At 73.0% G+C, this 24450-nt stretch carries 29 protein-coding genes; 10 read left to right on the top strand and 19 right to left on the bottom strand.

Annotation, left to right across the window (positions count from 1 at the left end):
- Positions 1 to 27 precede the first annotated feature (27 nt).
- Genes RBJ77_RS15940 through RBJ77_RS15950 form a run of 3 tightly spaced genes read left to right on the top strand, consistent with a single transcriptional unit; the run spans position 28 to position 2908 of the window.
- Entirely contained in the window at positions 28 to 1101 is a 1074-nt protein-coding gene (locus tag RBJ77_RS15940) for an ABC transporter substrate-binding protein (RefSeq protein ID WP_372345628.1), read from the top strand.
- On the top strand, positions 1098 to 2114 hold the full coding sequence (locus RBJ77_RS15945) for a FecCD family ABC transporter permease (RefSeq protein ID WP_372345629.1): 1017 nt from the start codon (positions 1098 to 1100) through the stop codon (positions 2112 to 2114). The genes RBJ77_RS15940 and RBJ77_RS15945 overlap by 4 nt, the downstream gene beginning before the upstream one ends.
- Positions 2111 to 2908 carry an ABC transporter ATP-binding protein gene (locus tag RBJ77_RS15950; protein ID WP_372345630.1) on the top strand — a complete coding sequence of 266 codons (798 nt, stop codon included), beginning with the start codon at positions 2111 to 2113 and terminating at the stop codon, positions 2906 to 2908. The genes RBJ77_RS15945 and RBJ77_RS15950 overlap by 4 nt, the downstream gene beginning before the upstream one ends.
- On the opposite strand, the gene RBJ77_RS15955 is transcribed toward RBJ77_RS15950, so the two are convergent.
- Positions 2905 to 3492, bottom strand: a complete 588-nt coding sequence (locus RBJ77_RS15955; RefSeq protein ID WP_372345631.1) for a hypothetical protein — start codon at positions 3490 to 3492, stop codon at positions 2905 to 2907. The genes RBJ77_RS15950 and RBJ77_RS15955 overlap by 4 nt on opposite strands.
- Before the next feature lie 53 nt (positions 3493 to 3545).
- Complete coding sequence (locus RBJ77_RS15960; RefSeq protein WP_372345632.1) at positions 3546 to 4166, bottom strand: L-threonylcarbamoyladenylate synthase; 621 nt, start codon at positions 4164 to 4166, stop codon at positions 3546 to 3548.
- A gap of 196 nt (positions 4167 to 4362) precedes the next feature.
- On the opposite strand from RBJ77_RS15960, the gene RBJ77_RS15965 reads away from it, so the two are divergent.
- Complete coding sequence (locus RBJ77_RS15965) at positions 4363 to 5511, top strand: hypothetical protein (RefSeq protein WP_372345633.1); 1149 nt, start codon at positions 4363 to 4365, stop codon at positions 5509 to 5511.
- Positions 5512 to 5534: 23 nt separating this feature from the next.
- Here the strand turns inward: RBJ77_RS15965 and RBJ77_RS15970 are convergent, their stop codons facing one another.
- Positions 5535 to 5891: a hypothetical protein gene (locus RBJ77_RS15970; protein WP_255972382.1), complete on the bottom strand. Its 357-nt coding sequence runs from the start codon at positions 5889 to 5891 to the stop codon at positions 5535 to 5537.
- 75 nt (positions 5892 to 5966) lie between these two features.
- Between RBJ77_RS15970 and RBJ77_RS15975 the strand changes: the two genes are divergently transcribed.
- From RBJ77_RS15975 to RBJ77_RS15985, 3 genes are all read left to right on the top strand, one after another.
- Positions 5967 to 6323 carry a DUF779 domain-containing protein gene (locus RBJ77_RS15975; RefSeq protein WP_372345634.1) on the top strand — a complete coding sequence of 119 codons (357 nt, stop codon included), beginning with the start codon at positions 5967 to 5969 and terminating at the stop codon, positions 6321 to 6323.
- Positions 6324 to 6421: 98 nt separating this feature from the next.
- A complete protein-coding gene (locus RBJ77_RS15980; RefSeq protein ID WP_372345764.1) occupies positions 6422 to 7585 on the top strand; it encodes a phosphodiester glycosidase family protein in 1164 nt (387 codons plus the stop codon).
- A 129-nt stretch (positions 7586 to 7714) separates the two neighbouring features.
- Positions 7715 to 8299, top strand: a complete 585-nt coding sequence (locus tag RBJ77_RS15985; protein WP_372345635.1) for a TetR/AcrR family transcriptional regulator — start codon at positions 7715 to 7717, stop codon at positions 8297 to 8299.
- Positions 8300 to 8318: 19 nt separating this feature from the next.
- On the opposite strand, the gene RBJ77_RS15990 is transcribed toward RBJ77_RS15985, so the two are convergent.
- From RBJ77_RS15990 to RBJ77_RS16010, 5 genes are all read right to left on the bottom strand, one after another.
- Positions 8319 to 8711 carry a VOC family protein gene (locus RBJ77_RS15990; protein WP_372345636.1) on the bottom strand — a complete coding sequence of 131 codons (393 nt, stop codon included), beginning with the start codon at positions 8709 to 8711 and terminating at the stop codon, positions 8319 to 8321.
- On the bottom strand, positions 8708 to 9010 hold the full coding sequence (locus tag RBJ77_RS15995) for an ArsR/SmtB family transcription factor (protein ID WP_372345637.1): 303 nt from the start codon (positions 9008 to 9010) through the stop codon (positions 8708 to 8710). The genes RBJ77_RS15990 and RBJ77_RS15995 overlap by 4 nt, the downstream gene beginning before the upstream one ends.
- Before the next feature lie 52 nt (positions 9011 to 9062).
- Positions 9063 to 10634, bottom strand: a complete 1572-nt coding sequence (locus RBJ77_RS16000; RefSeq protein ID WP_372345638.1) for a hypothetical protein — start codon at positions 10632 to 10634, stop codon at positions 9063 to 9065.
- An 85-nt stretch (positions 10635 to 10719) separates the two neighbouring features.
- Complete coding sequence (locus RBJ77_RS16005) at positions 10720 to 10914, bottom strand: hypothetical protein (RefSeq protein ID WP_255972394.1); 195 nt, start codon at positions 10912 to 10914, stop codon at positions 10720 to 10722.
- A 104-nt stretch (positions 10915 to 11018) separates the two neighbouring features.
- Positions 11019 to 11879 carry a phosphatidylinositol-specific phospholipase C/glycerophosphodiester phosphodiesterase family protein gene (locus tag RBJ77_RS16010; protein WP_372345639.1) on the bottom strand — a complete coding sequence of 287 codons (861 nt, stop codon included), beginning with the start codon at positions 11877 to 11879 and terminating at the stop codon, positions 11019 to 11021.
- Between the two features lie 176 nt (positions 11880 to 12055).
- Between RBJ77_RS16010 and RBJ77_RS16015 the strand changes: the two genes are divergently transcribed.
- A complete protein-coding gene (locus RBJ77_RS16015) occupies positions 12056 to 12814 on the top strand; it encodes an aminoglycoside adenylyltransferase family protein (protein WP_372345640.1) in 759 nt (252 codons plus the stop codon).
- 11 nt (positions 12815 to 12825) lie between these two features.
- Here the strand turns inward: RBJ77_RS16015 and RBJ77_RS16020 are convergent, their stop codons facing one another.
- A complete protein-coding gene (locus tag RBJ77_RS16020; RefSeq protein WP_372345641.1) occupies positions 12826 to 13203 on the bottom strand; it encodes a VOC family protein in 378 nt (125 codons plus the stop codon).
- Positions 13204 to 13292: 89 nt separating this feature from the next.
- Positions 13293 to 13670, bottom strand: coding sequence for a winged helix-turn-helix transcriptional regulator (locus RBJ77_RS16025; RefSeq protein WP_372345642.1), 378 nt, complete (start codon positions 13668 to 13670; stop codon positions 13293 to 13295).
- A gap of 118 nt (positions 13671 to 13788) precedes the next feature.
- Here RBJ77_RS16025 and RBJ77_RS16030 point away from each other — a divergent pair, with 118 nt between their 5' ends.
- A complete protein-coding gene (locus RBJ77_RS16030; RefSeq protein WP_372345643.1) occupies positions 13789 to 14154 on the top strand; it encodes a DoxX family protein in 366 nt (121 codons plus the stop codon).
- Between the two features lie 10 nt (positions 14155 to 14164).
- Here RBJ77_RS16030 and RBJ77_RS16035 read toward each other — a convergent pair whose 3' ends face one another.
- The 9 genes from RBJ77_RS16035 to RBJ77_RS16075 form a co-directional block, all read right to left on the bottom strand.
- Complete coding sequence (locus RBJ77_RS16035; protein WP_372345644.1) at positions 14165 to 14818, bottom strand: ABC transporter ATP-binding protein; 654 nt, start codon at positions 14816 to 14818, stop codon at positions 14165 to 14167.
- Positions 14811 to 15728, bottom strand: coding sequence for an ABC transporter ATP-binding protein (locus tag RBJ77_RS16040; RefSeq protein WP_372345765.1), 918 nt, complete (start codon positions 15726 to 15728; stop codon positions 14811 to 14813). Before RBJ77_RS16040 ends, RBJ77_RS16035 begins: the two co-directional genes overlap by 8 nt.
- A gap of 41 nt (positions 15729 to 15769) precedes the next feature.
- A complete protein-coding gene (locus tag RBJ77_RS16045; protein WP_372345645.1) occupies positions 15770 to 16642 on the bottom strand; it encodes an ABC transporter permease in 873 nt (290 codons plus the stop codon).
- The gene (locus RBJ77_RS16050) at positions 16635 to 17627 is read right to left on the bottom strand and encodes an ABC transporter permease (protein ID WP_372345646.1); all 993 of its coding nucleotides are present in this window, start codon (positions 17625 to 17627) and stop codon (positions 16635 to 16637) included. The genes RBJ77_RS16045 and RBJ77_RS16050 overlap by 8 nt, the downstream gene beginning before the upstream one ends.
- Positions 17624 to 19210 carry an ABC transporter substrate-binding protein gene (locus tag RBJ77_RS16055; protein ID WP_372345647.1) on the bottom strand — a complete coding sequence of 529 codons (1587 nt, stop codon included), beginning with the start codon at positions 19208 to 19210 and terminating at the stop codon, positions 17624 to 17626. Before RBJ77_RS16055 ends, RBJ77_RS16050 begins: the two co-directional genes overlap by 4 nt.
- A gap of 96 nt (positions 19211 to 19306) precedes the next feature.
- On the bottom strand, positions 19307 to 20422 hold the full coding sequence (locus tag RBJ77_RS16060; protein ID WP_372345648.1) for an acyl-CoA dehydrogenase family protein: 1116 nt from the start codon (positions 20420 to 20422) through the stop codon (positions 19307 to 19309).
- Positions 20419 to 21603: an acyl-CoA dehydrogenase family protein gene (locus tag RBJ77_RS16065; RefSeq protein WP_372345649.1), complete on the bottom strand. Its 1185-nt coding sequence runs from the start codon at positions 21601 to 21603 to the stop codon at positions 20419 to 20421. Before RBJ77_RS16065 ends, RBJ77_RS16060 begins: the two co-directional genes overlap by 4 nt.
- Positions 21600 to 22586, bottom strand: coding sequence for an NADPH:quinone oxidoreductase family protein (locus RBJ77_RS16070; protein ID WP_372345650.1), 987 nt, complete (start codon positions 22584 to 22586; stop codon positions 21600 to 21602). Before RBJ77_RS16070 ends, RBJ77_RS16065 begins: the two co-directional genes overlap by 4 nt.
- Positions 22587 to 22698: 112 nt before the next feature.
- The gene (locus tag RBJ77_RS16075; RefSeq protein ID WP_255972420.1) at positions 22699 to 23274 is read right to left on the bottom strand and encodes a helix-turn-helix domain-containing protein; all 576 of its coding nucleotides are present in this window, start codon (positions 23272 to 23274) and stop codon (positions 22699 to 22701) included.
- Positions 23275 to 23405: 131 nt separating this feature from the next.
- Here RBJ77_RS16075 and RBJ77_RS16080 point away from each other — a divergent pair, with 131 nt between their 5' ends.
- Positions 23406 to 24428, top strand: coding sequence for an NAD(P)/FAD-dependent oxidoreductase (locus RBJ77_RS16080; protein WP_372345651.1), 1023 nt, complete (start codon positions 23406 to 23408; stop codon positions 24426 to 24428).
- Positions 24429 to 24450 lie beyond the last annotated feature (22 nt).

Below are 24450 nucleotides of genomic sequence, written 5' to 3' on the forward strand. Positions count from 1 at the left end.
GGGGCGGACCGTAGGCCGGCTCCGCGTATGAGCCCTGGACGCAGAGGAACTCCCGTGCCGTTCGCACGTCAAGTCCGCCGTGCCGCACCGCTGTTGGCGGGTGCGCTGCTGCTCACCGGATGCGGCGGCTCCACAACCGCCACCACCGACGACGGAGCGCGGGCGGCCGTCACCCTGGACAACTGCGGCACGAAGGTCCGGGTCGAGCGCACCCCGCGCCGCGCCGTCGCCCTCGACCAGGGCTCCGCCGAGATCATGCTCTCGCTCGGTCTCGCCGACCGGATGGTGGGCACCGCGACCTGGACCGATCCGGTCCTGAAGAACCTGGCGAAGGCGAACGCGAAGGTGCCCCGGCTGGCCGACCGCTATCCGTCCTTCGAGAAGGTCCTGGACACCGAACCGGACTTCGCCGCCGCCTCGTTCACGTACACGCTCGGCAAGGGCGGGGTGGCGCCCCGGGAGGAGTTCGAGAAGCTCGGCGTCCCCACCTACCTCTCCCCCACCGACTGCGTGGGCAAGGACAACAGCGGCGACGGCGACGGGAAGCGCACGACCGCGCTCAGCCTCGACACGGTCTACGGCGAGATCCGCGACCTGGCGCGCGTCTTCGACGTCGAGGAGCGCGGCGAGAAGCTCATCGGCCGGCTCAAGGCCCGGGTCAGCGAGGCGACGTCGGGCATCGACGCCGAGGACGTGACCCTGCTGCACTGGTTCGCGAACTCCGACTCGCCCTACATGGCGGGCTGTTGCGGCGCGCCGGGCATCGTCACGAAGGAGCTCGGCGCGCGGAACGTCTTCGACGACACGCGCGAGGAGTGGCCGCAGGTCAACTGGGAGACCGTCGCGGACCGCGACCCGGACGTGCTCGTCATCGGCGATCTGACGCGCCGCTCGCAGTCGGCGGAGTCCGCCGCGCAGAAGATCGAGTTCCTGGAGTCCGACCCGGTCACCAAGAACATGACGGCCGTCCGCAAGAAGCGGTACGTGCTGCTCAGCGGGCAGGCGATGAACCCGACCATCCGTACCGTCGACGGCATCGAGCAAGTGGCCGCCGCCCTGCGCGAGTTCGGCCTCGTCGGCGCCGGGAAGCAGGCCGGGTGACCGCGCTGCGCCCCGGCCTCTCCTGGGCGGCCGGCCTGCTCGCGCTGTGCGCGTCGGTCGCCGTCGCGATCACCGTGGGCCCGGCGCAGATCCGGGTCGGTGACGTCTGGTCGACGGTGGCCGCCCACGCCGGCTGGGGCGTCTCGGACCTGTCGCCGATCCGGGACGGCATCGTCTGGAACCTGCGGCTGCCGCGCACGCTGCTGGCCGCGGTGTGCGGGGCGGGCCTCGCGGTGTGCGGCACGGTGCTCCAGGCGCTGCTGCGCAATCCGCTCGCGGACCCGTTCGTGCTGGGCGTGTCGTCGGGGGCGTCGACCGGGGCCGTGCTCGTCGTGGTGCTGGGGCTCGGCGGCGGGGCGCTCTCGGTGTCCGGCGGCGCGTTCCTCGGCGCGCTCGTCTCGTTCGCGATGGTGCTGCTGCTCAGCCACACGCTGGGCGGCACCACGGACCGGGTGGTGCTCTGCGGGGTCGCCGCGATGCAGCTGTTCTCCTCGCTGACCTCGTTCGTCGTGCTGACCGCGGCGGATGCGGAGACCACGCGCGGCGTGCTGTTCTGGCTGCTCGGCTCGCTCGGCGGGGTCGGCTGGACCGAGGTGTGGCTGTGCCTGTCCGTGCTGGTCGTCGCGCTCGCCGTGTGCCTCGGGTACGGCAGGACCCTGGACGCGTTCGCGTTCGGTCCCGAGGCGGCGGCCGCGCTCGGCGTGCACGTCGCCAGGACCCGGCTCGTCCTGCTGTGCGTGACCGCGCTGCTGACCGCGGCGCTGGTCAGCGCGGCGGGCGCGATCGGCTTCGTGGGCCTGGTCCTGCCGCACGCGGCGCGCGCCCTCGTCGGCCCCGGACACACCCGGCTGCTGCCGGTCACCGCGGTGGCCGGGGCGGTGTTCCTGGTGTGGGTGGACACGTTGGCGCGTACGGTCCTCGAACCGCAGGAGGTGCCGGTGGGAGTGGTGACGTCACTGATCGGGGTGCCCGCGTTCGTGCTGGTCCTCTACCGCGGCAGGAGCGTCCGATGAGCCTGGAGGGCAAGGCGCTGTCCTGGACGCCGGGCGGTCCGCTCGTCCTGGACGGCGTGGACCTCACCCCGCGGCCCGGCTCCGTGACGGGGCTGCTCGGCCCGAACGGCTCGGGCAAGTCCACCCTGCTGCGGCTCCTCGCCGGGGTGCTCGCGCCGTCGAGCGGTGTGGTCACCCTGGACGGCGACCCGCTGTCGTCGGTGCCGCGCAGGACGGCGGCCCGGCGGATCGCCATGGTGCAGCAACAGGCGGATACCCAGGTCGAGTTGACCGTCGCCGACGTCGTGCGCCTGGGACGCGTACCGCACCGTCGCGCGTGGGCGCCCGCGTCGGCGGCCGACGAGGCAGCGGTCCGCGCCGCCCTGGACCGCAGCGGCCTGGCCGACCGGGGCCACCGGCTGTGGCACACCCTGTCGGGCGGGGAGCGCCAGCGCGTGCAGATCGCCCGCGCCCTGGCGCAGGAGCCGCGCGAGCTGCTGCTCGACGAGCCGACGAACCACCTGGACATCCAGCACCAGCTGGAGCTCCTCGACCTGATCCGCGGCCTCGACCTCACCAGCGTCGTGGCCCTGCACGACCTGAACCTGGCCGCCGCCTACTGCGACGGCGTCGTCGTCCTCGACGGCGGCCGGGTCGTCGCCGCGGGCGAACCGGCCGACGTCCTCACGGAGGGCCTCATCGCGCAGGTGTACGGGGTACGGGCCCGGGTCGTCCGTCCGGGCCCCGGCGAGCCCCCGCACATCCGCTTCCTCGGCGTCGTCGCCGGCCCCGGGGACCCCGCGGCCGGCTCCTAGACGGGGCAGGGCCGGTACTCCAGGCCCAGTTCGTGGTCGACGGCGGCGCTGGTGCGGGTCGACGCGTCGATGACCTGCTGCCACGATCCGTACTTGGCGTACAGCTGGTCGGCGGTCGGGCCGAGCGGGTTGCCGTACTTGGCGGTGTTGCGGGCCTCCAGGACGGCGACCTCCTCCGGGCTCATCCCGGCGCGGGTGATCTCCTTGGCGTCGTTGCGCATGTCGACCATGCGGCGGGCGACGTCCTCGTCGGAGGCGCCGGCGTCCCGCATCTCGGCCTGCGTGCGCCGCATGTCCTCCAGGAGCCCGTGGTAGTCCTGCCGGATGTCCCGGGCGACGACCTTCTCGGGCCAGTTCATCTCGCGGATCCGGCAGACCACGGCGTCCTTGCTCGTGCAGGGCTCGGCGGTGGGGCCGGTCGACTCGAGCGGCGCGACGACGACGGAGCCGCACGGCTCGTCCGCGAGCGCCGGGGCGGCCGCCCCGGCGAGCAGGCCTGCGGCCGCGACCAGCGGAAGGAGAACGCGGCGCGACAGCCGCCGGGGCAGGGGAAGCGGAATGGAGCGGGAGGGGAGGGAGTGCATGGGCGCATCCTGGGGGCGCCGGCCGCGCCGCCCGGGGAGGCGCGGCGCTCATGTCACTCGAACCGGTCGGGGTCCCCCGCGCCGCGCCGTACGATCTCGGCCTCTCCGCCGGAGAAGTCGACGACGGTGGTGGGCACGGTGCCGCAGTCCCCGGAGTCGAGGACGGCGTCGACGGCGTGGTCGAGGCGCTCCTTGATCTCCCAGCCCTGGGTGAGCGGTTCGTCCTCGCCGGGCAGCAGCAGGGTGCTGGACAGCAGCGGCTCGCCGAGTTCGGCGAGGAGCGCCTGGGTGACGACGTGGTCCGGGATGCGCACGCCGACGGTCTTCTTCTTCGGGTGCTGGAGCTGCCGCGGCACCTCCCGGGTCGCGGGCAGGATGAACGTGTAGCTGCCGGGCGTGGCCGCCTTGATGGCGCGGAACACGTCGTTGTCGATGTGCACGAACTTGCCGAGCTGCGCGAAGTCCTGGCACACCAGCGTGAAGTGGTGCCGGTCGTCGAGGTGCCGGATCGCGCGGATCCGGTCGACGCCGTCGCGGTTGCCGAGCCGGCAGCCCAGCGCGTAGCACGAGTCGGTGGGATAGGCGACGAGCGCGCTGTCGCGGATGCCGTCGGCGACCGCGGTGATGATGCGCTGCTGCGGGTTCGCGGGGTGTACGTCGAAGTACCTGGCCATTGGGCGAGCGTACGGGATCACGGCCGCGGGGCCCTGTCGCGCGGTCCCGGAAAACGCGGCGTATGCGTGCGACGCTCGCGAGCGGGCAGAGGCTTGTACACGCGCGACAATCCCGACACCGGCCCACCCTGCTCACGCGCGAAGCCGGGTTCACGGCCCATACTGGAGCGGCATCGCTCCCTCACAGAACGACTCCATGGCCAAGAAGAACACCTCATCGCCCACCGTCCCCGACACCGTCTGGCTGGCCCGCGGCCGCCACCTCGGGTCCGAGCCCGAGCAGGACGTCCGGCGCAACCTGATCGCTCTCAAGGCGGCGGGCGTGCTGGACGACTTCGGCGATCTCGATCCCGTGGAGGCGGCCCGCTCGACCGTGCTGCACCCGCGCGACGAGGACGCCGACCCCGGCCCCGGCGCCCGCCGGGTCTTCGAGGCCCGGTGGCGGGTCGCCGACGACGTGACCGTGCGCGCGCAGCTGACGATGTACGAGCCCGAGGGGCGGCGCAGGGACGGCGAGGGCACCGGCTGGGTGCTGGCCGCCGAGGCCGAGCGGTCCTGGGACCTGAGGTGGCCGTCGCCCGCGACGATGTTCTGGCCGGACAGCGACCGGGTGGCCTGGGACCACGACACGGTGCCGGGGCCGCGGCTGCGCGCGTCGAACCACCTGCCCAAGGACGCAGACGAGCTGCGCCATCTCGTCAGGGAGTGCTCCCGGCAGAGCTGGTTCGTGCACGTGGTCGTGCACGAGGCGATGACGCCCGACGCGCGCGGCCAGCGGCCGGTCACCGGGTTCCTGCCGCCGAGCCTGCGCCACCAGGTGATCGAGCACCGGGCCACACCGGACCAGTCGCAGATCGCCGACGTCGCGCTGCAGCGCGAGCTGAAGGTGCGGATGCCGCGCGGCGGCGCCGTCGTGCTGCCCACGACACCGCCGCTGGAGGGGTACGACGCGGACCGCTTCACGGTGCGCAGCGTGTTCCTCGACGGCTCGGACCCGGCCGAACTGACGGCCAGGATCATCGAGTTCGCCGCTCTGCCCCGGCCGCTGACGCCCGAGGCGGAGCAAGCGCTGACGCGGCTGCGCAAGGGCTGGCACCTGCTCACCCCGGAGGAGGAACTGGCGCACGCGCAGCACATGGTCGGCCGGTACGCGGAGGCGCTGGACGCCATGACCACGTCCCGTGACCTGTACCGGGAGGCGGCCGAGGCGGCGCAGTCCGCGCTGGCCGAGGCGACGGGCGGCGACGGTGTGCCGCGCCCGCCGTCGGCGCCCGCGAAGGCGGACGGGTCACCGCTGAGCGCCTTCACGAAGGCGTTCGGCAGGTTCCGCGACCCGTCCAAGTAGCGCGCGGCGAGGAGCGCGGACGCTCAGTCCACTTCCTCGTCGCCCGCGTCCGACATGCGCAGCGCGATCTCCTGCAGCAGTTCGGTGGAGTTGACGTCGACACGCCCTTCGTCGTGCACCTTGGCGAGCTGTGTGAAGAGAAAGGCGAAGGCCTCGACGAGCGACACGCTGGCCGGCATGAGTGCGGCGATGGTCAGCTCCGCGGCCTGCTCGGGCGTGGCGCCCGCCGGGATCTCGACCGTCGGGAACACCTCCGACACCAGACGCCCCAGCTGGGTGAGGTCCGTGTCGAGCGCCTCGCCGTCACTGATCCTGCGCACCATCTCCCCGGTCTCGGTCAGCACGCCGATCGCCCGCAGAATGATCTCCCTCTGTTCCATGGGGCGAGCCTATGCGTGCGACGCTCCCCCGCGTGCAACGTGGTCGCAACCTCCGCCCCCGTTGACTGGTCCGCCATGACCGACGTACCCCGCGTGGAGCTGACGCCCGCGGCCGCCGAGCTGGTGCGGCGACTGCGCGATGCCCATGGTCCGTTGATGTTCCACCAGTCCGGCGGCTGCTGCGACGGCAGCGCCCCGATGTGTTATCCGGCGGGCGAGTTCCGCACCGGCGGCTCGGACGTGCTGCTCGCCGAGCTGGCCGTGGCAGGGGTGGCCGAGCCGGTGTCGTTCTGGATGTCGAAGAGCCAGTACGAGGTGTGGAGCCACACCCGGCTCATCGTCGACGTCGTCGAGGGGCGCGGCAGCGGCTTCTCGCTGGAGGCGCCGGAGGGCGTACGTTTCCTGATCCGTTCCCGGCTGGTCGGCACCTAGCCATCGACGGGGGCCCTGTCGTCTGCTGAACTCCCCTGATGCAGACGAGAGTTGGCAAGAGACGCAACCGAGTCCTGGCGACCCTGGCGGTCGCGACCATGCTGGCCGGCGCGGCCCTGACGGGGGCCACGCCGGCCGGCGCCGCTTCCGGCCCCGCGCCGGGCGTCACGTACAGCGAGTTCGACATACCCGCGGCCAAGGGCACCACGCACGCGCACGTCCTCACCGTCGATCTGCGCGACCCGCACGTCCGGGTCGATCTGCTGCACCCGGAGGCGGTCGGGGCCCGCGCCACCGTCTCCGCGATGGCCGACGCGAGCGGCGCCGTGGGCGGGGTCAACGGGGACTTCTTCAACATCACGGAGACCCAGCACCCGGGGGTCGAGGCGACCGGCGCCGCGGTGGGTCCGGCGATCGCGGACGGGCGGACCCTGAAGGCGTCGGTGCCGGACGGGCAGCGGTTCGGTCCTGCTCTGCCGCCGGGCACGTCGACGCGGGACGTGCTGGGTGTCGGGGTGGACCGGCGGGCCCGGCTCGACAGCCTGGCGCTCGACGGGTCGGTGCGCACCAGGGACGACCGGGTCGCGCTCGGCGGGCTCAACCAGTACGCGCTGCCGGTCGGTTCGGTGGGGGCGTTCACCGCGCAGTGGGGCGGGGTGTCCCGGGTGCGCGCCACCTGCGGCACGGACACCCAGCGCGCCGCGCCGTGCAGCACGGACACCTATGAGGTGACGGTGCGGCACGGGCGGGTGGTGTCGGCCGCCGACGTGCCGGGCAGTGGCCCGATAGCGGACGGCACGACGGTGCTCGTGGGCCGGGAGGCGGGGGCGCAGTGGCTGCGGAAGCTGTCGGCGGGTGACCCGGTGTCGGTGCACCACCGGCTGGTCGCGGAGCGGTCACGGGTGCCGTTCCGGTTCGCGGTCGGCGGCTATCCCGTGCTGCGTGACGGCGCGCCGCTGCCCGGTCTGGACGCGAAGACGTCCGCGGTACGGACGGCCGCGGGCATCGCGAACGACGGACGCACGCTGATCCTGCTCGCCCTGGACGGCGCGCCGGCCTACCGTACGGGCCTGTCGATCGCGGAAGTGGCCGACACCATGCGGGAGTTGGGCTCGACCGACGCGTTCAGTCTGGACGGCGGCGGCTCGTCGACGCTGGTCGCGCGGGAGCCGGGGGCGGCGGCGGTCTCGGTCCGCAACCACCCCAGCGATCCGCCGGAGCGCGCCGTCGCGAACGGCATCGGGGTGTACGCCCGCTCCTGACGGGCGTGCGGACCCGGCGCGGCCGGACGGGATGCCGCTTCGGCTAGACTGAAGCGGAACATTGCTCCATTTAGCGTGCGGAGCACCGTCCGCGCCCGCCGGGCAGGCGGTCGCAGGGAGGAGAGCGCGGTGCCCACTGCGGGGCAGAGCAAGCGGGCCGACGTGGTGCGCAACCAGCAGAAGCTGCTGGCCGCGGCCGCCGAGGTGTTCGTCACGTCCGGCGTCGACGCGCCGATCCGGGAGATCGCGGCCGCGGCGGGCGTCGGCATGGGCACGATCTACCGCCACTTCCCGACGCGGGCGGACCTCGTCGTCGCCGTCTTCCGGCACCAGGTGGAGTCGTGCGCCGAGGCGGGTCCCGCGCTGCTCGCCGAGGCTGCCTCCCCCTTCGTGGCGCTGCGCCGGTGGATCGACCTGTTCGTCGACTTCCTGGTCACCAAGCACGGGCTCGCCGACACCCTGCGGCCGGACGGCAGCGGCTTCGCGGCGCTCCACACATACTTCGTGGACCGGCTGGTGCCGGTCGCCGCGGAGCTGCTCGACGCGGCGGCCGGGGCGGGCGAGATCCGGCCCGGGACCGAGCCGTACGAGCTGCTGCGCGGCATCGGCAACCTCTGCATCGGCCCGGGCGACGATCCGCGCTACGACCCGCGGCGGCTGATCGACCTGCTGCTGCGCGGCATGCGGGAGCAGGCCGGTCCGCCGGAGGCGTGACGGGGCGCGGCGGCCGGGGCTACTTCGGCTCCGTCGCGATCTGGATCAGGTTGCCGCAGGTGTCGTCGAAGACGGCGGTGGTGACGGGCCCCATGTCCAGGGGGTCCTGTGTGAAGACCACTCCGAGGCCGGTCAGCCGTTCGTGTTCGGCGCGCACGTCGTCGACGGCGAACTGGGCGAGCGGGATGCCGTCCTGGACGAGCGCGTCGCGGTAGGTCCTGGCGGCCGGGTGCCCGGCGGGCTCCAGCAGGAGCTCGGTGCCGCCGGGCTCGTCGGGCGAGACGACGGTCAGCCAGCGGGCCTCGCCGCCCACCGGCACGTCGTGCTTCTTCACGAAGCCGAGGACCTCGGTGTAGAAGTGCTCGGCCTTGGCCTGGTCGTCGACGAAGACGCTGGTCAGGTGGATCTTCATGGGGTGCTCTCCTCCGGTCCCTGCGCGTCGGCCCCGAGCCATCGCTCGGCGATCCGCCGCAGGGGAGCCGTATTCAGGTCGTGGAACTTGTAGCGGCCCTCCCGCCGGGTCTCGACGAGCCCGGCGGCCTCCAGCACCGCGAGGTGCTGGGAGATCCCCTGGCGTGAGATGCCGAGCTGGTGCTTCATGCTCAGCCGCGAGCAGATCTCGAACAGTGTCTGCCCGGACTTCTCCGTGAGCTCGTCGAGGATGATGCGGCGGGTGGGGTCGGCCAAGGCTTTGAACAGGTCATCGGCCACAACCCCACCATAGGCAACTGTCCACTTGCCTATCAAGTCGGGGAGAGCGGGTTCAGCTGTCCCGTACGGCCGTCAGACCGTTGAAGACACCGACGTACGCGGTGCCGTCCGGCCCGATGGTGACCGGCGCCCAGTTGTTGTCGTAGGCGAGGCCGGTGCCGACCAGGCGCTTCCAGCGGGTCGCGCCGCTGCGGAAGTCGACGGCCGTCAGGTACCAGGCGTCGATGCCCAGCGCGTTCGGCTCCTTCGTGTAGAAGTACAGCAGCCCGTTCGCGGTGGAGAGCTTCGGCACGGTGGACGGCGAGCGCACGTCGCTCTCCCACACCGTGTCGCACCCGCTGCCGTCGTCGCGCACGTCGATCCGCGTGACCCCGCCGACGACGCTGCGGCCGAAGGTCAGCGAGGACACGTTCTCGTAGCCGTAGTTGTTCTCCACGACGAGGCTGTCGCCGTACGAGATCAGGGAGTTGTCGGTGGTCGAGGCACCGGAGCCGAAGACGGGGACCTTGCAGACGAGCCGCCGGTCGGCGGGCACGGCGGCGTCCCGCCGGTAGACGAGGACGTTCATGCGGTCGTCGGCGTTGTCGGTGATGGCCACGTAGTTCTCGTGCTCGCCGAAGAGGTCGGGGGTCGTCCCGCTGCCCTGGTTGACCGAGCCCGGCTTGGTGCCCGTGCCCCGGTCGTAGGTCTGCCGCCACACGGCCTTCGGGGAGCCGTCGGCCGTCGCGCCGAAGCCGTACAGCGCGTGGTCGGTGACGATCGAGACGCCGTCCTCGGCGACGGAGAACGAGTTCTGGATCTCCTCCCCGTCCAGCCTGATCGACCGGACGGCCCCGCTGCCGGGGTCGACCGTGCCGACGCGGCCCTGCCGGGTCACCCACCACACGCGCCCGTCCCAGTCCGGCATCACGGAGGTGACGGGGTCGCACTCGCCGCTCGGGTAGAGGTTGGTCCAGCTGACGCAGTCGTGCGGGACGGTTCCGGTCAGGTCCCAGTCGTCGGTGACGACGAACCGCCAGCTGCCGTCCGCGGCCTGCTCGTGCGCGAGCCGCACGATGTGCTGGCGGGAGTCGGCGAGGACGAGCCGGTCCTGGTCGTCGAGGTAGGAGTAGGCGCCGCCCGAGGTGTCCTTGAAGATCCGGGAGAAGTCGAGCCGGGTGATGGCCTCGACGGTGGAGGGGCGCTGCGGGAGCTCGTACTCGGCGAGCGTCGCGAGGCTCGTCGGGTCCAGGAGCTTGACCAGGAAGCCGCTGAACGTGCCGCAGACGGTGACGATCCGGCCGGCCCGGTCGAAGGTGACGGTGGCGCACTCGCCGCCGAGCGCGGCCATCTGCTCGCTGCGGACGGTGGGCCGCGTGCCGTTCGGTCCGCTCCAGGGGTACGTGCCGCTGCCCCAGGCGTCCGCGTGCATCCCGCTCCTGCCGTTCGCGGCGAGGTACGGGTGCTGGGCCGGGGCCTTGCCCGGCACCGGGAGCGGCTGGGCCGGGGCGCCCTCGTACTGCTCGACGAGGCGGTGCCCCGGAGCCTTGGGGATCTCGTCGGCCCGGGCGGCGGGCGGGCACACGACGCCGAGGGCCAGGACGACCGGGACGAGGGCACGGACGAGGAGTCTGCGAGACGGCATCCCGTGAAGCTAGGCGCCACCCCTTGAAGTGTCCATGCACATACGGGAGTTGTTCACGAACCCGAAACGATCACCGGGGTGCGGCTCACGGATTGAGGCTGCTGACCAGGCCCGCGGTGGCGTTGACACCGTCGTGGATGGTCGGCGCGGCGCTGGTGCCGGCGAGCAGGAAGCCCAGCAGCACACAGACGAGCGCGTGGGAGAACTTCATGGCGCCGTTGCGCAGGAAGATCACCGCCACGACCAGGAGCAGCAGCACGACAGAAATGGACAGTGACATCGCCGAACCTCCTCCGCCACGTCAACACCGTGGCTTTCGGCCGCAAGTGTGACGCAGCGGAGGGCGTCCGCCGGGGCACGACCTGTCCCCCGAACGGGTGTTGCTCAGGATCGGTCGTGCGCCACGAGGAACGCCTCGAGTCCGGCGAGGTCGTCGGTGTTGAGGTGATCGACGTCCGCCGCGATCAACTCGGCCCACACCGCGTCCCGTTCCGGACCGGCCAGGTCCGGGGTCGCCCAGAACCGCACCCGCTGCCCGCGGGCGTGCGCCGCGCCCACGATGCCGCGCAGCTTCTCGCGCTCGGCCGCGGGGATCGGCCCGGCGCCCTGCCAGGTGAAGTTGTTGGCCCAGTTGTCGCTGATGAGCGGGACGAACGAGGCGGGCGCCGCGGTGCCGAGATCGGTGAGACGGCCGTCGTAGAAGGCGCTGCGGGTGCGCTGCGCCTCCATCGGGACGCGCGCCGCGCGGTCCCCGGAGACGACGGCGGTGACGGGCCGCTCGTGCACCCGCCCGTGGGCGTACGTGGTGAACAGGCCGTGGTACCTGCGCAGTTGGCGGTCGAGTTCGACGTACGTCGCCGCACCCTCGGTCTTGATGTCGATGAGCAGTTGCAGCGGGGTGCGCCAGCCCCGGTACACGGATCCGTGCTGGGCCTTCACCCGGGCGGCGAGCGGGGCGAGGTAGAGGGATTCCAGGGTGCGGGCGGGGTCGAGGTCGACGGGGTCGTGGGCGACGAGGAGGTCGCCGTTCACGAGGTAGATGTCGGCCTCGACGCTGTTGAACCGGTGGTCGAGGGCGTCGAGGAGGGGCCGCGGATGGTCGTAGTCGTTGTGCGCGTGGGCGCGCGCCAGCGGACGGGGACCGCGCCCGCGCCCGGCGGCCTGGGCGAGCTGGGGCGCGGCGACACCGGTCGCCAGTGCTGCGGCGAGGGTGCCGAGGGCTCTGCGGCGGGTGGTCAGGGCCATGTGTGCCTCCCGTGGTGGGCCGGTGGGACACGGGTGAGTATGCGGGGAGCAGCGCGTCGAACGGCAGTGCTGTGAAGGGAGTTGGCCGGACTGCCGCCCCCGGTTCACCGCCGGGTCATCGCCCGCCGCCGACCCCGGCACGGGCATGATGGGTGGGGCGGGCGAGAGGAGTGACGGTGGAACAGGCCGGGACGGTGGTGGACGTCGTACGTGAGGTGCTCGGGCCCGGTCTCGTCTCCGCCCACCTGTACGGTTCGGCGGTGTCCGGCGGGCTGCGGCCGCACAGCGATGTCGATGTGTTCGCGGTGACGCGGCGCGGCACCACGCGGGCGCAGCGCGAGCGGATCGTGGCCGGATTGCTCCAGGTCTCCGGAGAACGGGCTCCCCGAGGCCCCTTCCGCCCGGTCGAGTTGACGATCGTCGCGCAGGACGAGGTGCGGCCGTGGCGCTGGCCGCCGCGGCGCGAGTTCCAGTACGGGGAGTGGCTGCGGGACGCCTACGAGCGGGGCGCGACGCCGGAGCCCGGGCCCGACCCCGATCTCGCGCTCCTGGTCACGATGGTGCTGCGGGACGGCGTGTCGCTGTACGGGCCGCCCGCCGGTGAGGTCCTCGCGCCGGTACCGGCCGGGGACGTCCGCCGGGCGGCCGTCGCCGGACTTCCGGCCCTGCGCGCCGACCTGGCGACGGACACCCGCAACGTGCTGCTGACCCTGGCCCGCATCTGGGCGACGCTCGCGACGGGCGACATCCTCTCCAAGGACGCGGCAGCGGACTGGGCGCTGCCCCGCCTGCCGACGGACGGGCGTGCGGCGCTGGCCCGTGCGCGCGCCGTCCACCTCGGTGAACTCCCGGAGGACTGGTCCGACTTGGCGTCGCTCGTGCCCGACCACGCGGAGCTGCTGCTGGCCGGGATCGGGCGGCTGGCGGACGGCTGAGGCCCGGCCGGTCAGCTCGCGGCGCGCTCCGCCGCGCTGCGCTCGACACAGAACTCGTTGCCCTCGGGGTCGCGCATCGTCACCCAGCCGAGGCCGCCGGGCTTGCGGTGGTCGCCCTGGACGGTGGCCCCGAGCGCGAGCAGCCGGCCGACCTCCTCGTCGCGGGTGCGGTCCTGGGGCTGGAGGTCGAGGTGGATGCGGTTCTTGACCGCCTTGCCCTCGTCGACCCGGATGAAGAGCAGCGCGGCGTGCGCGCTCTCCACCAGCACCTCCGGGTCGCCGGGGCTGTCCTCGTCGGTGATGGCGCCGTCGAGGACCTGGGCCCAGAAGCCCGCGAGGGTGTACGGGTCGGCGCAGTCGAGGGTGATGTGCCTGATCAAGGACGTCATGCGCCCAAGGGATCACGAAGCCCGCCCGCCTGTCCAGGAGTTCACGATGCTCACGCGGGGCGCGTCGGCCTCGCCGTACCGCTCGCGCGTCAGTCCGCCGGGGCGTCGTACACCGCCCTGCTCTCCTGGATCTGGGCGAGGTGCTCGATGGCCCAGCCCGCGAGGGCCAGGGCGGGTGGGATCAGGCTCTTGCCGAGTGGGGTCAGTTCGTACTCGACGCGTGGTGGCACCTCGGCGTAAGCGGTGCGGGAGACGAGGCCGTCGCGTGCGAGGTTGCGCAGGGTCAGGGTCAGCATGCGCTGCGAGATGCCGGGGATGTGCCGGTGGAGTTCGCCGAAGCGCATCCGGCCGGCGTCGAGGGTGGCGACGATCAGCATCATCCACTTGTCGCAGATCCGGTCCAGGACGGCCCGGACCGCCTGACCGCCGTCGCCTCGGATCATGCAGGTGTGCTCGTACTGCTCCATGCCGGCTCCTGGTGCCTCAGGCACACGCATGTGCCTTTTGTAGACGTCTCGACGGTGACTCATGATGAGGCTACTTACGGTTCGTAACCCATCCCGTCACCTTTCCCTGGGGGCCTCCATGCATGTCGCGTACTGGGTCGTCGCCATACTTCTCGCACTGTTCTACGGCTACGCCGGGGGCAAGAAGCTGCTCCAGGACAAGGAGACGCTGCGGCCGATGATGGGCTGGGTCGACACGGTGCCGATGCCCGCCGTCCGGACCATCGGCGCACTGGAGGTGCTCGGCGCGCTGGGTCTGGTGCTGCCGCCGTTGACGGACGTCGCGGTCGGGCTGGCCGTCGCGGCGGCGGTGGGCCTGGGGCTCGTGCAGGTCGGCGGCACGGCGCTGCACCTGTCCCGGGGCGAGGCGCGCGTGATCGGGCTCAACGTCGTGCTGCTGGCCCTGGCCGGCGTGGCGGCGTGGCTGGCGACGAGTCTGGTCTGACGACCCCACCTCAGGCCTCGTCGCGCCCACCCAGCTCCACCATCCGCCCGCACCACCGTTCGAGCAGCACCCGGTCGTGACCGACGGCGAGGAGTCCGGCGCCCGTCTCCCGGCGGTACTCCTCGACCACGCCGACCAGTGCCGCGGTCGTGGACGCGTCCAGCATGGCGGTCATCTCGTCGCAGATCAGCCAGCGCGGGCGCAGGGTCAACGCGCGCGCCAGGCAGGCGCGTTGCAGCTGGCCGTCACTGACCTCGTGGGGGCGGCGGCCCAGCAGGTCGCCGCCGAGTCCGACGGCGTCCGCCAACTCCCTTACGCGCGCGGCATGTTCGAGGCGTCCGGCGCGCAGCGGTTCGGCGATGAGGTCGGCGAGGCTCAGCCGCGGGTCGGCCGAGAGGCGGGGCTGCTGGAAGACGACGCCGAACGCGGTGCGCTGGGCGCGTGGGGCCCGGTGACGCCAGCCGCGGGCCGGTTCGCCGTCGATGACGACGCGGCCCGCGTACGGTTCGTGCAGCAGGGCGGCGACCCGGGCGAGCGTCGACTTGCCGCAGCCGCTCGGCCCCAGCAGGCCCACGGCGGCACCCGGTTCGACGGTGAGCGTGACGTCCCGCAGGACGGGTGCCCGGCGGTCGTAGCCCGCCGTGACGGAGAGCAGTTCAAGCACGGGTGACCTCCGCGTCGGCCGTCTCGGGATGGTGGCAGGCGACGCCGTCCAGCAGCCCCGGCGCCCAGGCGCAGGTGTCGTCGGCGCGGGCGCAGCGCGCGGCGAAGGCGCATCCGTCGGGCAGGGCGGTCAGCTCCGGCGGCATGCCGGGGATCGGGGCGAACTCCCGGTCGGGCAGGGCGTTCAGGAGGCCGCGGGCGTACGGGTGCCGGGGGCCGGGCGAGCCGAAGAAGGCGTCCGCGTCGGCGAGTTCGACGATCCGGCTCGCGTACATGACGGCGACCCGGTCCGCGATCCGCTCGGCCGCCGCCAGGTCGTGCGTGATGAGCAGCAGGGCCCGGTCGTCGCCGATGTGGCGGCGCAGTTCGTCGACGGTGCGCTCCACGAGGTCGCGGTCGAGGCCGGTGGTGGGTTCGTCGGCGAGGAGCAGCGGGGCGTCGCCGACGAGGGCGAGCGCGGTAGCGGCGCGCTGGGCGAGGCCGCCGGAAAGTTCGTGCGGGTACCGGTCGAGGTGGTCGAGGGGGAACGCGGCCCGGTCGGCGGCCGCCGCGACGGCCGCGGCGAGCCGCGGGCCGCGCCGCCCGGCTCCTGTCAACTGCCGGATGGTCTCGGCCAGTTGGGAGCGCACCGTGCGGACCGGGGTCAGGTGTGCTGCGGGACTCTGCGGGACGAGGCCCACCCGGCGCCCGCGGATGCGGCGCGCCAGGGTCCGTTCGTCGGCGGCGAGCAGGTCGGTGTCGCCGAGGTGCGCGGAGCCGGCCGTCTCGGCGTTCTCCGGCAGCAGGCCGAGCAGGGCGGAGGCGAGCACCGACTTGCCGCAGCCGCTCTCGCCGACGAGGGCGAGGCACTCCCCCGCCGCGAGGTCGAAGGAGGCGTCGGACACGGCCCGTACGGACACGCCGTCGCGCATCCGGAACCGTACGGACAGCCGTTCCACGGAGAGCACGGGGGTCACAGGGTCAGCTCCGATCGGCGGCGCGGGTCGAGCCGTTCGCGCCAGGCGCCGCCGAGTCCGGCGACGGCGAGGGTCGGCACGATGATGAACAGGCCGGGGAAGAGCGTCGGCCACCAGTCGCCGGCGAGCAGCGAGCCGCGCGCGCTCTGCACGAGGGTGCCGAGGCTGGCCTGGTGGGCGGGGAGCCCGAGCCCCAGGAAGGACAGGGCGGATTCGTGCCAGATGGCGTGCGGGACCATGAGGACGGCGGCGAGCGCGGCCTGCGGCAGGACGCCCGGAAGCAGGTGCCGCACGGTCACCCGCCGGCGTGAGGCGCCGCCGGAGATCGCCGCGTCGACGTAGGGCCGCGACCGCAGCGAGAGCACCTCGGCACGCACGATGCGGGCCGTGGACAGCCAGTGCGTGAGGCCGACGGAGACGACGACCGGCCACACGCCCGGCCGGAACATCGCCACGATGAAGATGCCGAGGAGCAGGTGCGGGACGGACGAGAAGGTGTCGACGACCCGCATCACGGCCCGGTCGACCCAGCCGCCGAGCGCACCGGACAGCGCGCCGACGGCGGTGCCGATGACGGTGGCGACGACGGCCGCCACGACGCCGACGAGCAGCGAGACGCGCAGCCCGTACACGCAGCGCAGCAGCAGGTCGCGGCCGACGTCGTCGGTGCCGAACGGGTGCGCCCAGGACGGGGGCTGGAGCTTGGCGGTCAGGTCGACGGCCTGCTGGTCCAGGTGCGTGAGCGGCGGCACGAGCAGCACGGCGAGGACGACGAGGGCCACGATCGCGGCCGACGAGCGCACCCGCCAGGTGCGGGTGGAGCGGCGCCGGGCGCCGCGGGTGCGCCAGGCGAGGGTCTGGTCAGCCATCGAAGCCCACCCTCGGATCGGCGACCCCGTAGAGCAGGTCGGCGGCCCAGTTCCCGGCGAGGACGGCGAGCGTCGCGAGGACCGTGAGGGCGGCGAGCAGCGGGAAGTCGACGGAGGTGGCGGCCTGGACGGTGGCGGCGGCGATGCCGGGCCAGCTGAAGACGGTCTCCACGAGGAGGGCTCCGGTGATGAGTTCGGGCACGCGCGAGCCGATCAGGGTGAGCACGGGCAGGGTGCCGGAGCGCAGGGCGTGGCCGAACAGGACGGTGCGCGGGGCGAGGCCGCGGGCCCGGGCGCCGCGCACGGGGTCCTCGTCGAGTGCGTCGCCGACGCCCTGGCGCACGTACAGGACGAACCAGGGGAGCTGCGAGACGGCGAGCACGCTCGCGGGCAGGACGAGGTGGGAGGCGACCTGACCGGCGGTGACGGTCGTGGTGCCGGTGTCGGTGAGTCCGCCCGCGGGCAGCACGCCGAGTTCGAGGGAGAACAGCCAGACGGCGAGCAGGCCGAGCCAGAAGGGCGGCGCGGCCTCCAGGGTGTAGGCGAGGGAGGTCACGGCGCGGTCGAGCCAGCCGCCCTGGCGGCGGGCGGCGAGGACGCCGAGGAGGGTGCCGAGCACGATGGCGATCAGGAACGCGGTCGTGGCCAGCAGGACGGACCAGCCCAGGCGTTCGCCGATGACCTCGGCGACCGGCTGGCGCATGACGGCCGAGTCGCCGAGGTCGCCGGTGAGGGCGGCGGTCAGCCAGTCCCACCAGCGGGCGGGCAGGGCCTGGTCGACGCCCAGGTTGGCGCGGAGCTGGTCGAGGTTGTGCTGCGACGCGGTGAGGCCGGCCGTGCCCGCGTACGCCTTGACGGGGTCGAACGGGGACGCGGCGGCGATCGCGAAGACGCCGAAGGTGACGGCGGCGAGGACGGGCACGGCGAACAGGATCCGCCGGCCCGTCAGGCGCGCCATCGGCCCCCAGGGGAGCCGCTTGCTCATGCGCGCCAGTCCTCCACGTTCCACCAGGGTCCCGAGGCCAGGCCGTGGTCGTGCGGTTCGGTCTGGGTGGTGAGGGCGCCGAACCGCTCGTCGACGACGTAGAGGTGGTCGATGTGGGTGAGGAACGTGTAGCCGGGGTCCTTCACGAGTTCGCGCTGGATCGTGTCGTACGCGGTCTGCCGCTCGGCGCGGTCGCCGCTGCGGCGGGCGTCCTCCAGCGCGGCGTCGACCTTCGCGTTGTCGTACCAGGCCATGTTGTTGAAGCCGTCGCCGGCGAGCGCGGACTTGAGCAGCGTGTACTGGTCGAAGTCGGGGTCGGCGGGGGCGCCGCCGCCCGCGAGGACCGCGTCCTTCGGCATGCGCGGCTCGATGACCTCCCAGGTGCCGGACTCGACCTTGATGTCGATGCCGAGCTTCTTGGCGTCGGAGGCGTAGGCGAGGGCGTGGTCCTGGCGGAGCTTGTCGCCGGTGAGGTACCAGAGCGGGAACGCGGCGCGCACCCCGTCCTTCGCGCGGACGCCGCCGTCGCCGGTCTTCCAGCCGGCCCGGTCCAGCAGCTTCTTGGCCTTCTCGACGTCGTAGGTGCGCTCGGTGCCCTTGGTGAACCACGGGCTGTCGGTGGGCACGGGGCCGTAGGCGGCCTTGCCCGCGCCCTCCAGGATCCGGTCGACCATGGTCCCGCGGTCGACGCCGATGTCGAGGGCGCGGCGGATCGCGGTGTCGCCCGCCACCTCGTTGCCGGTGGGCAGGGTGACGACGCGGTAGTCGAAGGTCTTCGCCGTGTACGTCTTCTTCGCGGCGTCGCCCTTGAAGGTCTTGGCGAGGTTCGGCGGCAGGATGGCGCCGTCGAGGTCGCCGGAGCGCAGCCGGGTGGCGCGCACGTCGTCGTCCTTGATGATGGCCATGGTGAAGTTCTTGATCTTCGGCGCGCCGCCCCAGTAGCCGGGGTTGGCCTTGAAGACGAGTTGCTCGCCCTTGGACCACTTCACCAGTCGGTACGGCCCGGTGCCGATCGGCTTCGTGGTGAACGTGCCGTTGTTGACGTCCTGCCGCCCGGCGACGTGCTCGGGCGCGATGGGCAGGACCGTGCGCTCGGCGAACGGCGCGTAGGGGTACTTGAGGTGGAAGACGACGGTGTCGTCGCCCTTCGCCTCGACGTCCCGCACGGCGTCCAGTTCGGTCCGGGACGCGTTGTTGGTCTTCTCGTCGAGGATCGTCTCGTAGGTGAAGACGACGTCCTTCGACGTGAACGGCTTGCCGTCGCTGAACTTCACGCCGTCCCGCAGCCGGTACGTGTACGTGCGTCCGCCGTCGGTGACCTTCGGCAGGGCGGCGGCGAGGGCGGGCTGCAGCTTCATGTCGGCGTCGTGCGTGAGCAGTCCGTCGAAGATCTTGGAGTTGCCGTCCTTGCCGTAGCCGAGGAGCGGGCTGAGGCTGTCGGGTTCGTAGGCGATGCCGACGACGGCGCTGCTGTCCGCGTCGCCGCCCTGCGCGCCGTCGTCCGGCGCCGCGCACGCGGCAGCGGTCACCGCCAGTGCGGTGACCGCTGCCCCTGCTATGGCGCTCCGTGCCGGCCTTGCCACGCCGTCCACCCCTATTCAAGATCAGCTGTTGTTGCGAACGAGTCGCAATAATGCCATCTCGTCAAGAGGAGGTAAAACCCGGTGGCCGGGGGTGGGTCACGGTGCCCGGAGATCGACCAGTTCGGCCAGTTCCTCCCGGTGCCGGCCCGCCGTGCCGAGCGCGATCGAGTCGGCCTTGGCGCGCTTGAGGTAGAGGTGGATCGGGTGCTCCCACGTCATGCCGATGCCGCCGTGCAGCTGGAGCGCCTCCTCGGCGGCGCGCACCGCGACGGGCGCCGCGTACGCCTGGGCGACGGCCACCGCGATGTCCGTCTCCTCACCTCCGGCGGACTCGCCGCCGGTGGCGAGCGCGTCCGCCGCGTTCCTGGCGGCCGCCCGGGTGTTGACGACCTCCAGCCACAGCTGGGCGAGCCGGTGCTTGAGCGCCTGGAAGGAGCCGACGGGCCGGTTGAACTGGGTGCGCTCGCGCGTGTAGCGGACCGTCTCCGTCAACAGCCAGTCGGCGAGGCCCAGTTGCTCGGAGGCCAGGAGTCCGGCGCCGGCCCGCAGGGCGCGGCGCACGGCCGGCGCGGCGGTGCCGGCGAGCAGACGCCCGGCGGCCCCGGCGAACGTCACGGCCGCCAGCGGCCGCGTCCGGTCGAAGGAGGTCTGCGGCTCGACGGCGACGCCGTCGGCCGAGGCGTCGACGGCGAACAGGCCGTCGGCGGTGGGCACCAGGAACACGTCGGCGGCGGCCGCGTCGGCGACCCCGGTGACACGGCCGGTCAGCGCGCCGTCCGCGGCCCGTACGTCCCTGAAGTCCTGCCCCGCCGTCGCCGACAGGGGCACGGCGAGCGCCCCGACGGTGCGCCCGGAGGCCAGCGCCGCCAGCAGTGCCCCGGCCTCGGCACCCTCGCACGCGAGCAGCGCCTCCGTCGCGATGACGGCGCTCGTCAGATACGGGACGGGGGCGACGGCGCGGCCCAACTCCTCCAGGACGACGGCGGCTTCGCGGTGCGAGGCGCCCTGTCCGCCGCGCTCCTCCGGGACCAGCAGACCGGCCAGGCCCATGTTCTCGGCGAGGTTCTTCCACAGGGCGCGGTCGTGCGGCTCGTCCGTCTCGACGCGGGCGAGCACGGCCGTCGCGTCGCAGTGGTCGGCGAGCAGGTCACGGACCGCCGAGCGGAGCGCTTCCTCCTCCTCGGAGTACAGGAGGTCGGGCTGAGTGCTCATCGGGAGAGGTCCTTCCAGGCGACGTCCTTGTCGGTGCGCGGCTCGGACGGCAGTCCCAGGACGCGCTCGGCGACGATGTTCAGCAGGATCTCGCTGGTCCCGCCCTCGATGCTGTTGCCCTTGGCGCGCAGATAGCGGTAGCCCGCCTCGCGGCCCGCGAAGTCGACGAGCTCGGGGCGGCGCAGCGTCCAGTCGTCGTACAACAGGCCTTCCTCGCCGAGGAGTTCGACCTCCAGGCCGCTGATCTCCTGGTTGAGCCGGGCGAAGCCGAGCTTCATGCCCGCGCCCTCCGGGCCGGGGTGGCCGGCGACGAGCTGCTGGCGCAGCCGCTCCCCGGTGAGGCGTGCGACCTCGGCGTCCACCCACAGCTTCACGAGCCGCTGGTGCAGGTCGTGGGTGCGCAGTTCGGGGCGCTCGCGCCAGGTCTTCGCGACGATGCCGACGAGGCCGCCCTCGCGCGGGATGCGCATGCCGCCGATGGCGACCCGCTCGTTGTTCAGGGTGGTCTGGGCGACCTTCCAGCCGTCGCCGACCTCGCCGAGCCGGTGGGCGTCGGGGATCCGGACGTCGGTGAGGAACACCTCGTTGAACTCGGCCTCGCCGGTGATCTGGCGCAGCGGGCGCACGTCGACGCCCGGGTCGGTCATGTCGCAGACGAAGTACGTGATGCCCTTGTGCTTGGGCACGTCCGGGTCGGTGCGGGCGATGAGGATGGCGAACCGGGCGTTGTGCGCGCCGGACGTCCACACCTTCTGCCCGTTGACCGTCCAGGTGTCGTCCTCGCGGACGGCGCGGGTGCCGAGCGCGGCGAGGTCGGATCCGGCGCCGGGCTCGCTGAACAGCTGGCACCACACCTCCGCGCCGGTCCACAGCGGCTTGAGGAACCGCTGCTTCTGCTCGTCGGTGCCGTAGCGCAGGATGGTGGGGGCGGCCATGCCGAGCCCGATCCCGTTGCGCCTCGGGTCGTTGTCGGGGGCGCCCGCCGCCTCCAGCTCGGCGTCCACGACGGCCTGGAGGGAGCGCGGCACGCCGAGGCCGCCGAGGCCCTCGGGGTAGTGCACCCAGGCGAGCCCGGCGTCGAAGCGGGCGTCGAGGAAGTCCGCGCGGGGCGTGGTCGCGGGCGGGTGCGCCGCGAGGAACTCCTGGGTCAGCGTGCGCAGGCGCGCGGCGTCGACGCTCATGCGGCGGCTCCTTCCGTACGGGCCTTCAGACCCGGCACGACGACGACCCGGCCCGTCGTCACTCCGTCGGCGACGCGCTGCACGGCGGCCGGGGCGTCGGCGAGGTCGACGCGCTCGCTGACCAGCGGCTTGATGGCACCGCGCGCGGCGAGCTCGGTGAGCTTCTCGTGGCAGTGCGGGATCAGCTCCGGGTTCTTGGCGGCGTACAGGCCCCAGTGCAGCCCGAGGATGCTGTAGTTCTTCACGAGGGCGTGGTTCAGGGCGGGGCTCGGGATGGTACCGGACGCGAAGCCGACGACGACGATCCGGCCCTCGAAGGCGACGGTCTTCGCGGACTGCGTGTACGCCTCGCCGCCCACCGGGTCGTAGACGACGTCGGCGCCGCGGCCGCCGGTGGCCTCCTTCACGGCCCCGATCACGTTCTCCGAGCGGCGGTCGATGACGACGTCGCAGCCGAGCTCGGCCGCGACCTTCGCCTTCTCGGGGCCGCCGACGACGCCGATGACGCGGGCGCCCGCGGCCTTGCCGAGCTGGACGGCGGCGCTGCCGACGCCACCCGCGGCGGCGTGCACGAGCAGCGTCTCCCCCTCCTGGAGGTGCGCGCGGCGGTGCAGACCGAACCAGCCCGTCTGGTAGCCGATGTGCAGGGCGGCCGTCTCGGCGTCGTCCAGCGAGTCGGGCGCGGGCAGCAGGGCACGGGCGTCGGCGACGGCGTACTCGGCGAAACCGCCGTACGGCAGCGCGGGGTTGGCGATGACCCGGCGCCCGTCCTCCGTCTCGCCGCAGATCTCGACACCGGGCGTGAACGGCAGCGGCGGCGTGACCTGGTACTCCCCCTTGCACAGCAGCGCGTCCGGGAAGTTGATGTTGGCGGCGCGCACCTTGAGCAGGACCTGCCCCTCGCCGGGCACCGGGCGGTCCACCTCTTCGAGGCGCATCACCTCGCTCGGCTCGCCGTTCTCGTGCACTTGCCATGCCTGCATGCGGGGCCTCCACAGGACTGCTTCGTCACACCGGATTCCACATCCGGTCCGCTACCGGGTTCAGCCGCATACTAAGCGGTCGCTTGCCCTCCTGGGAATGCCCCCGCCGCGCTCACTCCTCCTTGTCCCGGGTGGGCCGCGCCCGGACGTGCATCCGCTCGCCCTGCGGCCCGAACAGGCTCAGGAACTCGGCGGGCCCCTCCCCCGTCGACCCGAACCAGTGCGGCACCCGCGTGTCGAACTCGGCCGCCTCGCCGGGTCCGAGGACCACGTCGTGGTCGCCGAGCACCAGCCGGAGCTTTCCCGAGAGCATGTACAGCCACTCGTAGCCCTCGTGCGTGCGCGGGTCCGGCTCCAGCCGGCGCTGCGGCTCGATCACCTTGTACGCCTGGAGACCGCCGGGCTGCCGCGTCAGCGGAATCATCGTCCGGCCGAAGTGCACGATCGGCTTCATCCGCACCCGTGGATCACCGACCGGCGGCGCGCCGACCAGCTCGTCCAGCGGCACCTGGTGGGCGCGGGCGATCGGCAGCAGCAGCTCCAGGCTGGGCTTGCGCAGCCCCGACTCCAGCCGGGAGAGCGTGCTGACGGAGATGCCGGTGGACTCCGAGAGCCCGGCCAGCGTGGCGCCCCGCTCCTTGCGCAGCGCCCGCAGTCTCGGCCCGACACCGGAGAGCACGGAATCCATGCCTTCGTTTGCCCCAGGATCATGTGACGTCATGAATCCATTGCAGTTTCGGCAAAGGTGTTTGTCAATACCGGAGCTTCAGGTCCACCGTCATGAGGGACGGCATCCAGCGTTCTCACGAGGTGGTCAGCATGAGCAGCACGAAGAAGGACACGTACGAGGTCGTGGTCGTCGGCGGCGGGGCGGCGGGCCTGTCGGCCGCGCTGATCCTGGGCCGCTCGCGCCGCTCGGTCCTCGTGGTCGACGCGGGCGAGCCGCGCAACGCGCCCTCCGGGCACATGCAGGGGTACCCGTCCCGGGACGGGATGCCGCCCGGCGAGTTCCTGGCCGTGGTGCGCGAGGAGGTCGCCGGCTACGGCGTCGAGCTGGTCCGGGACCGGGTGACGGCGGCCGATCCCGACGGCTCCGGCGAGTTCGAGGTGACGCTCGCGGACGGCGGCCGGGTGCACGCCCGCCGCCTGGTGATCGCCACCGGACTGGTCGACGAGCTGCCGGACGTCCCCGGTGTCGCCGAGCGCTGGGGCAAGGACGTGCTCCACTGCCCCTACTGCCACGGCTACGAGGTGCGGGACCAGCCGATCGGCGTCCTCTACCGCAAGGCGACCGGCACCCACCAGGCGCTCCTGTTCAGCCAGTTGTCGGACGACGTCACGCTGTTCCTGGACGACGCCGGGGAGGACGACCTCCCGGACTCCGACTGGCAACTGCTGGCCGCGGTCGGCGTGAGCGTGGTCCGCGGCGAGGTCGGCGGGCTCGTGGTGACGGACGACCGGCTGACCGGGGTCCGGCTGGCGGACGGGCGGGTGGTCGACCGGTCGGTGTTCGTGGTGCCGACCCGGATGGTGCCGCGCGACACGCTGCTGTCCGCGCTCGGCGCCCGGACCCAGGAGACCCCGGCGGGGCCGTTCGTCGAGGTGGACCCGACGGGTCTGACCAGCGTGCCGGGCGTGTGGGCCGTGGGGAACGCGACGGGTCCGGCCGAGCAGGTGATCAACGCGGCGAGCGGCGGGTACCGGGCCGGCGCCTTCATCAACGCGCAGCTGGTCCTCTCCGACGCCCAGCGGGCTGCCGAGCGGCGCCGGGCCGGGGTGTTCTCGGCGGAGGGCGAGGAGGCGGTGGCGCGGGCCCGGCGCGTGGCGGGAGTCGGGGCCTGACGGAGGCCGGCGCGTGACGCGG

It is taken from the genome of Streptomyces sp. KL116D, assembly GCF_030766975.1.
Taxonomy (GTDB): domain Bacteria; phylum Actinomycetota; class Actinomycetes; order Streptomycetales; family Streptomycetaceae; genus Streptomyces; species Streptomyces longispororuber_A.

Bases quoted from the DNA above. Each gene is read 5' to 3' on its own strand.
- RBJ77_RS15940 (WP_372345628.1), top strand. From the start codon at position 28: ATGAGCCCTGGACGCAGAGGAACTCCCGTGCCGTTCGCACGTCAAGTC.
- RBJ77_RS15950 (WP_372345630.1), top strand. From the start codon at position 2,111: ATGAGCCTGGAGGGCAAGGCGCTGTCCTGGACGCCGGGCGGTCCGCTC.
- RBJ77_RS15955 (WP_372345631.1), bottom strand. From the start codon at position 3,492: ATGCACTCCCTCCCCTCCCGCTCCATTCCGCTTCCCCTGCCCCGGCGG.
- RBJ77_RS15960 (WP_372345632.1), bottom strand. From the start codon at position 4,166: ATGGCCAGGTACTTCGACGTACACCCCGCGAACCCGCAGCAGCGCATC.
- RBJ77_RS15965 (WP_372345633.1), top strand. From the start codon at position 4,363: ATGGCCAAGAAGAACACCTCATCGCCCACCGTCCCCGACACCGTCTGG.
- RBJ77_RS15970 (WP_255972382.1), bottom strand. From the start codon at position 5,891: ATGGAACAGAGGGAGATCATTCTGCGGGCGATCGGCGTGCTGACCGAG.
- RBJ77_RS15975 (WP_372345634.1), top strand. From the start codon at position 5,967: ATGACCGACGTACCCCGCGTGGAGCTGACGCCCGCGGCCGCCGAGCTG.
- RBJ77_RS15980 (WP_372345764.1), top strand. From the start codon at position 6,422: ATGCTGGCCGGCGCGGCCCTGACGGGGGCCACGCCGGCCGGCGCCGCT.
- RBJ77_RS15990 (WP_372345636.1), bottom strand. From the start codon at position 8,711: ATGAAGATCCACCTGACCAGCGTCTTCGTCGACGACCAGGCCAAGGCC.
- RBJ77_RS16000 (WP_372345638.1), bottom strand. From the start codon at position 10,634: ATGCCGTCTCGCAGACTCCTCGTCCGTGCCCTCGTCCCGGTCGTCCTG.
- RBJ77_RS16005 (WP_255972394.1), bottom strand. From the start codon at position 10,914: ATGTCACTGTCCATTTCTGTCGTGCTGCTGCTCCTGGTCGTGGCGGTG.
- RBJ77_RS16010 (WP_372345639.1), bottom strand. From the start codon at position 11,879: ATGGCCCTGACCACCCGCCGCAGAGCCCTCGGCACCCTCGCCGCAGCA.
- RBJ77_RS16020 (WP_372345641.1), bottom strand. From the start codon at position 13,203: ATGACGTCCTTGATCAGGCACATCACCCTCGACTGCGCCGACCCGTAC.
- RBJ77_RS16025 (WP_372345642.1), bottom strand. From the start codon at position 13,670: ATGGAGCAGTACGAGCACACCTGCATGATCCGAGGCGACGGCGGTCAG.
- RBJ77_RS16030 (WP_372345643.1), top strand. From the start codon at position 13,789: ATGCATGTCGCGTACTGGGTCGTCGCCATACTTCTCGCACTGTTCTAC.
- RBJ77_RS16040 (WP_372345765.1), bottom strand. From the start codon at position 15,728: ATGCGCGACGGCGTGTCCGTACGGGCCGTGTCCGACGCCTCCTTCGAC.
- RBJ77_RS16045 (WP_372345645.1), bottom strand. From the start codon at position 16,642: ATGGCTGACCAGACCCTCGCCTGGCGCACCCGCGGCGCCCGGCGCCGC.
- RBJ77_RS16050 (WP_372345646.1), bottom strand. From the start codon at position 17,627: ATGAGCAAGCGGCTCCCCTGGGGGCCGATGGCGCGCCTGACGGGCCGG.
- RBJ77_RS16060 (WP_372345648.1), bottom strand. From the start codon at position 20,422: ATGAGCACTCAGCCCGACCTCCTGTACTCCGAGGAGGAGGAAGCGCTC.
- RBJ77_RS16065 (WP_372345649.1), bottom strand. From the start codon at position 21,603: ATGAGCGTCGACGCCGCGCGCCTGCGCACGCTGACCCAGGAGTTCCTC.
- RBJ77_RS16070 (WP_372345650.1), bottom strand. From the start codon at position 22,586: ATGCAGGCATGGCAAGTGCACGAGAACGGCGAGCCGAGCGAGGTGATG.
- RBJ77_RS16075 (WP_255972420.1), bottom strand. From the start codon at position 23,274: ATGGATTCCGTGCTCTCCGGTGTCGGGCCGAGACTGCGGGCGCTGCGC.
- RBJ77_RS16080 (WP_372345651.1), top strand. From the start codon at position 23,406: ATGAGCAGCACGAAGAAGGACACGTACGAGGTCGTGGTCGTCGGCGGC.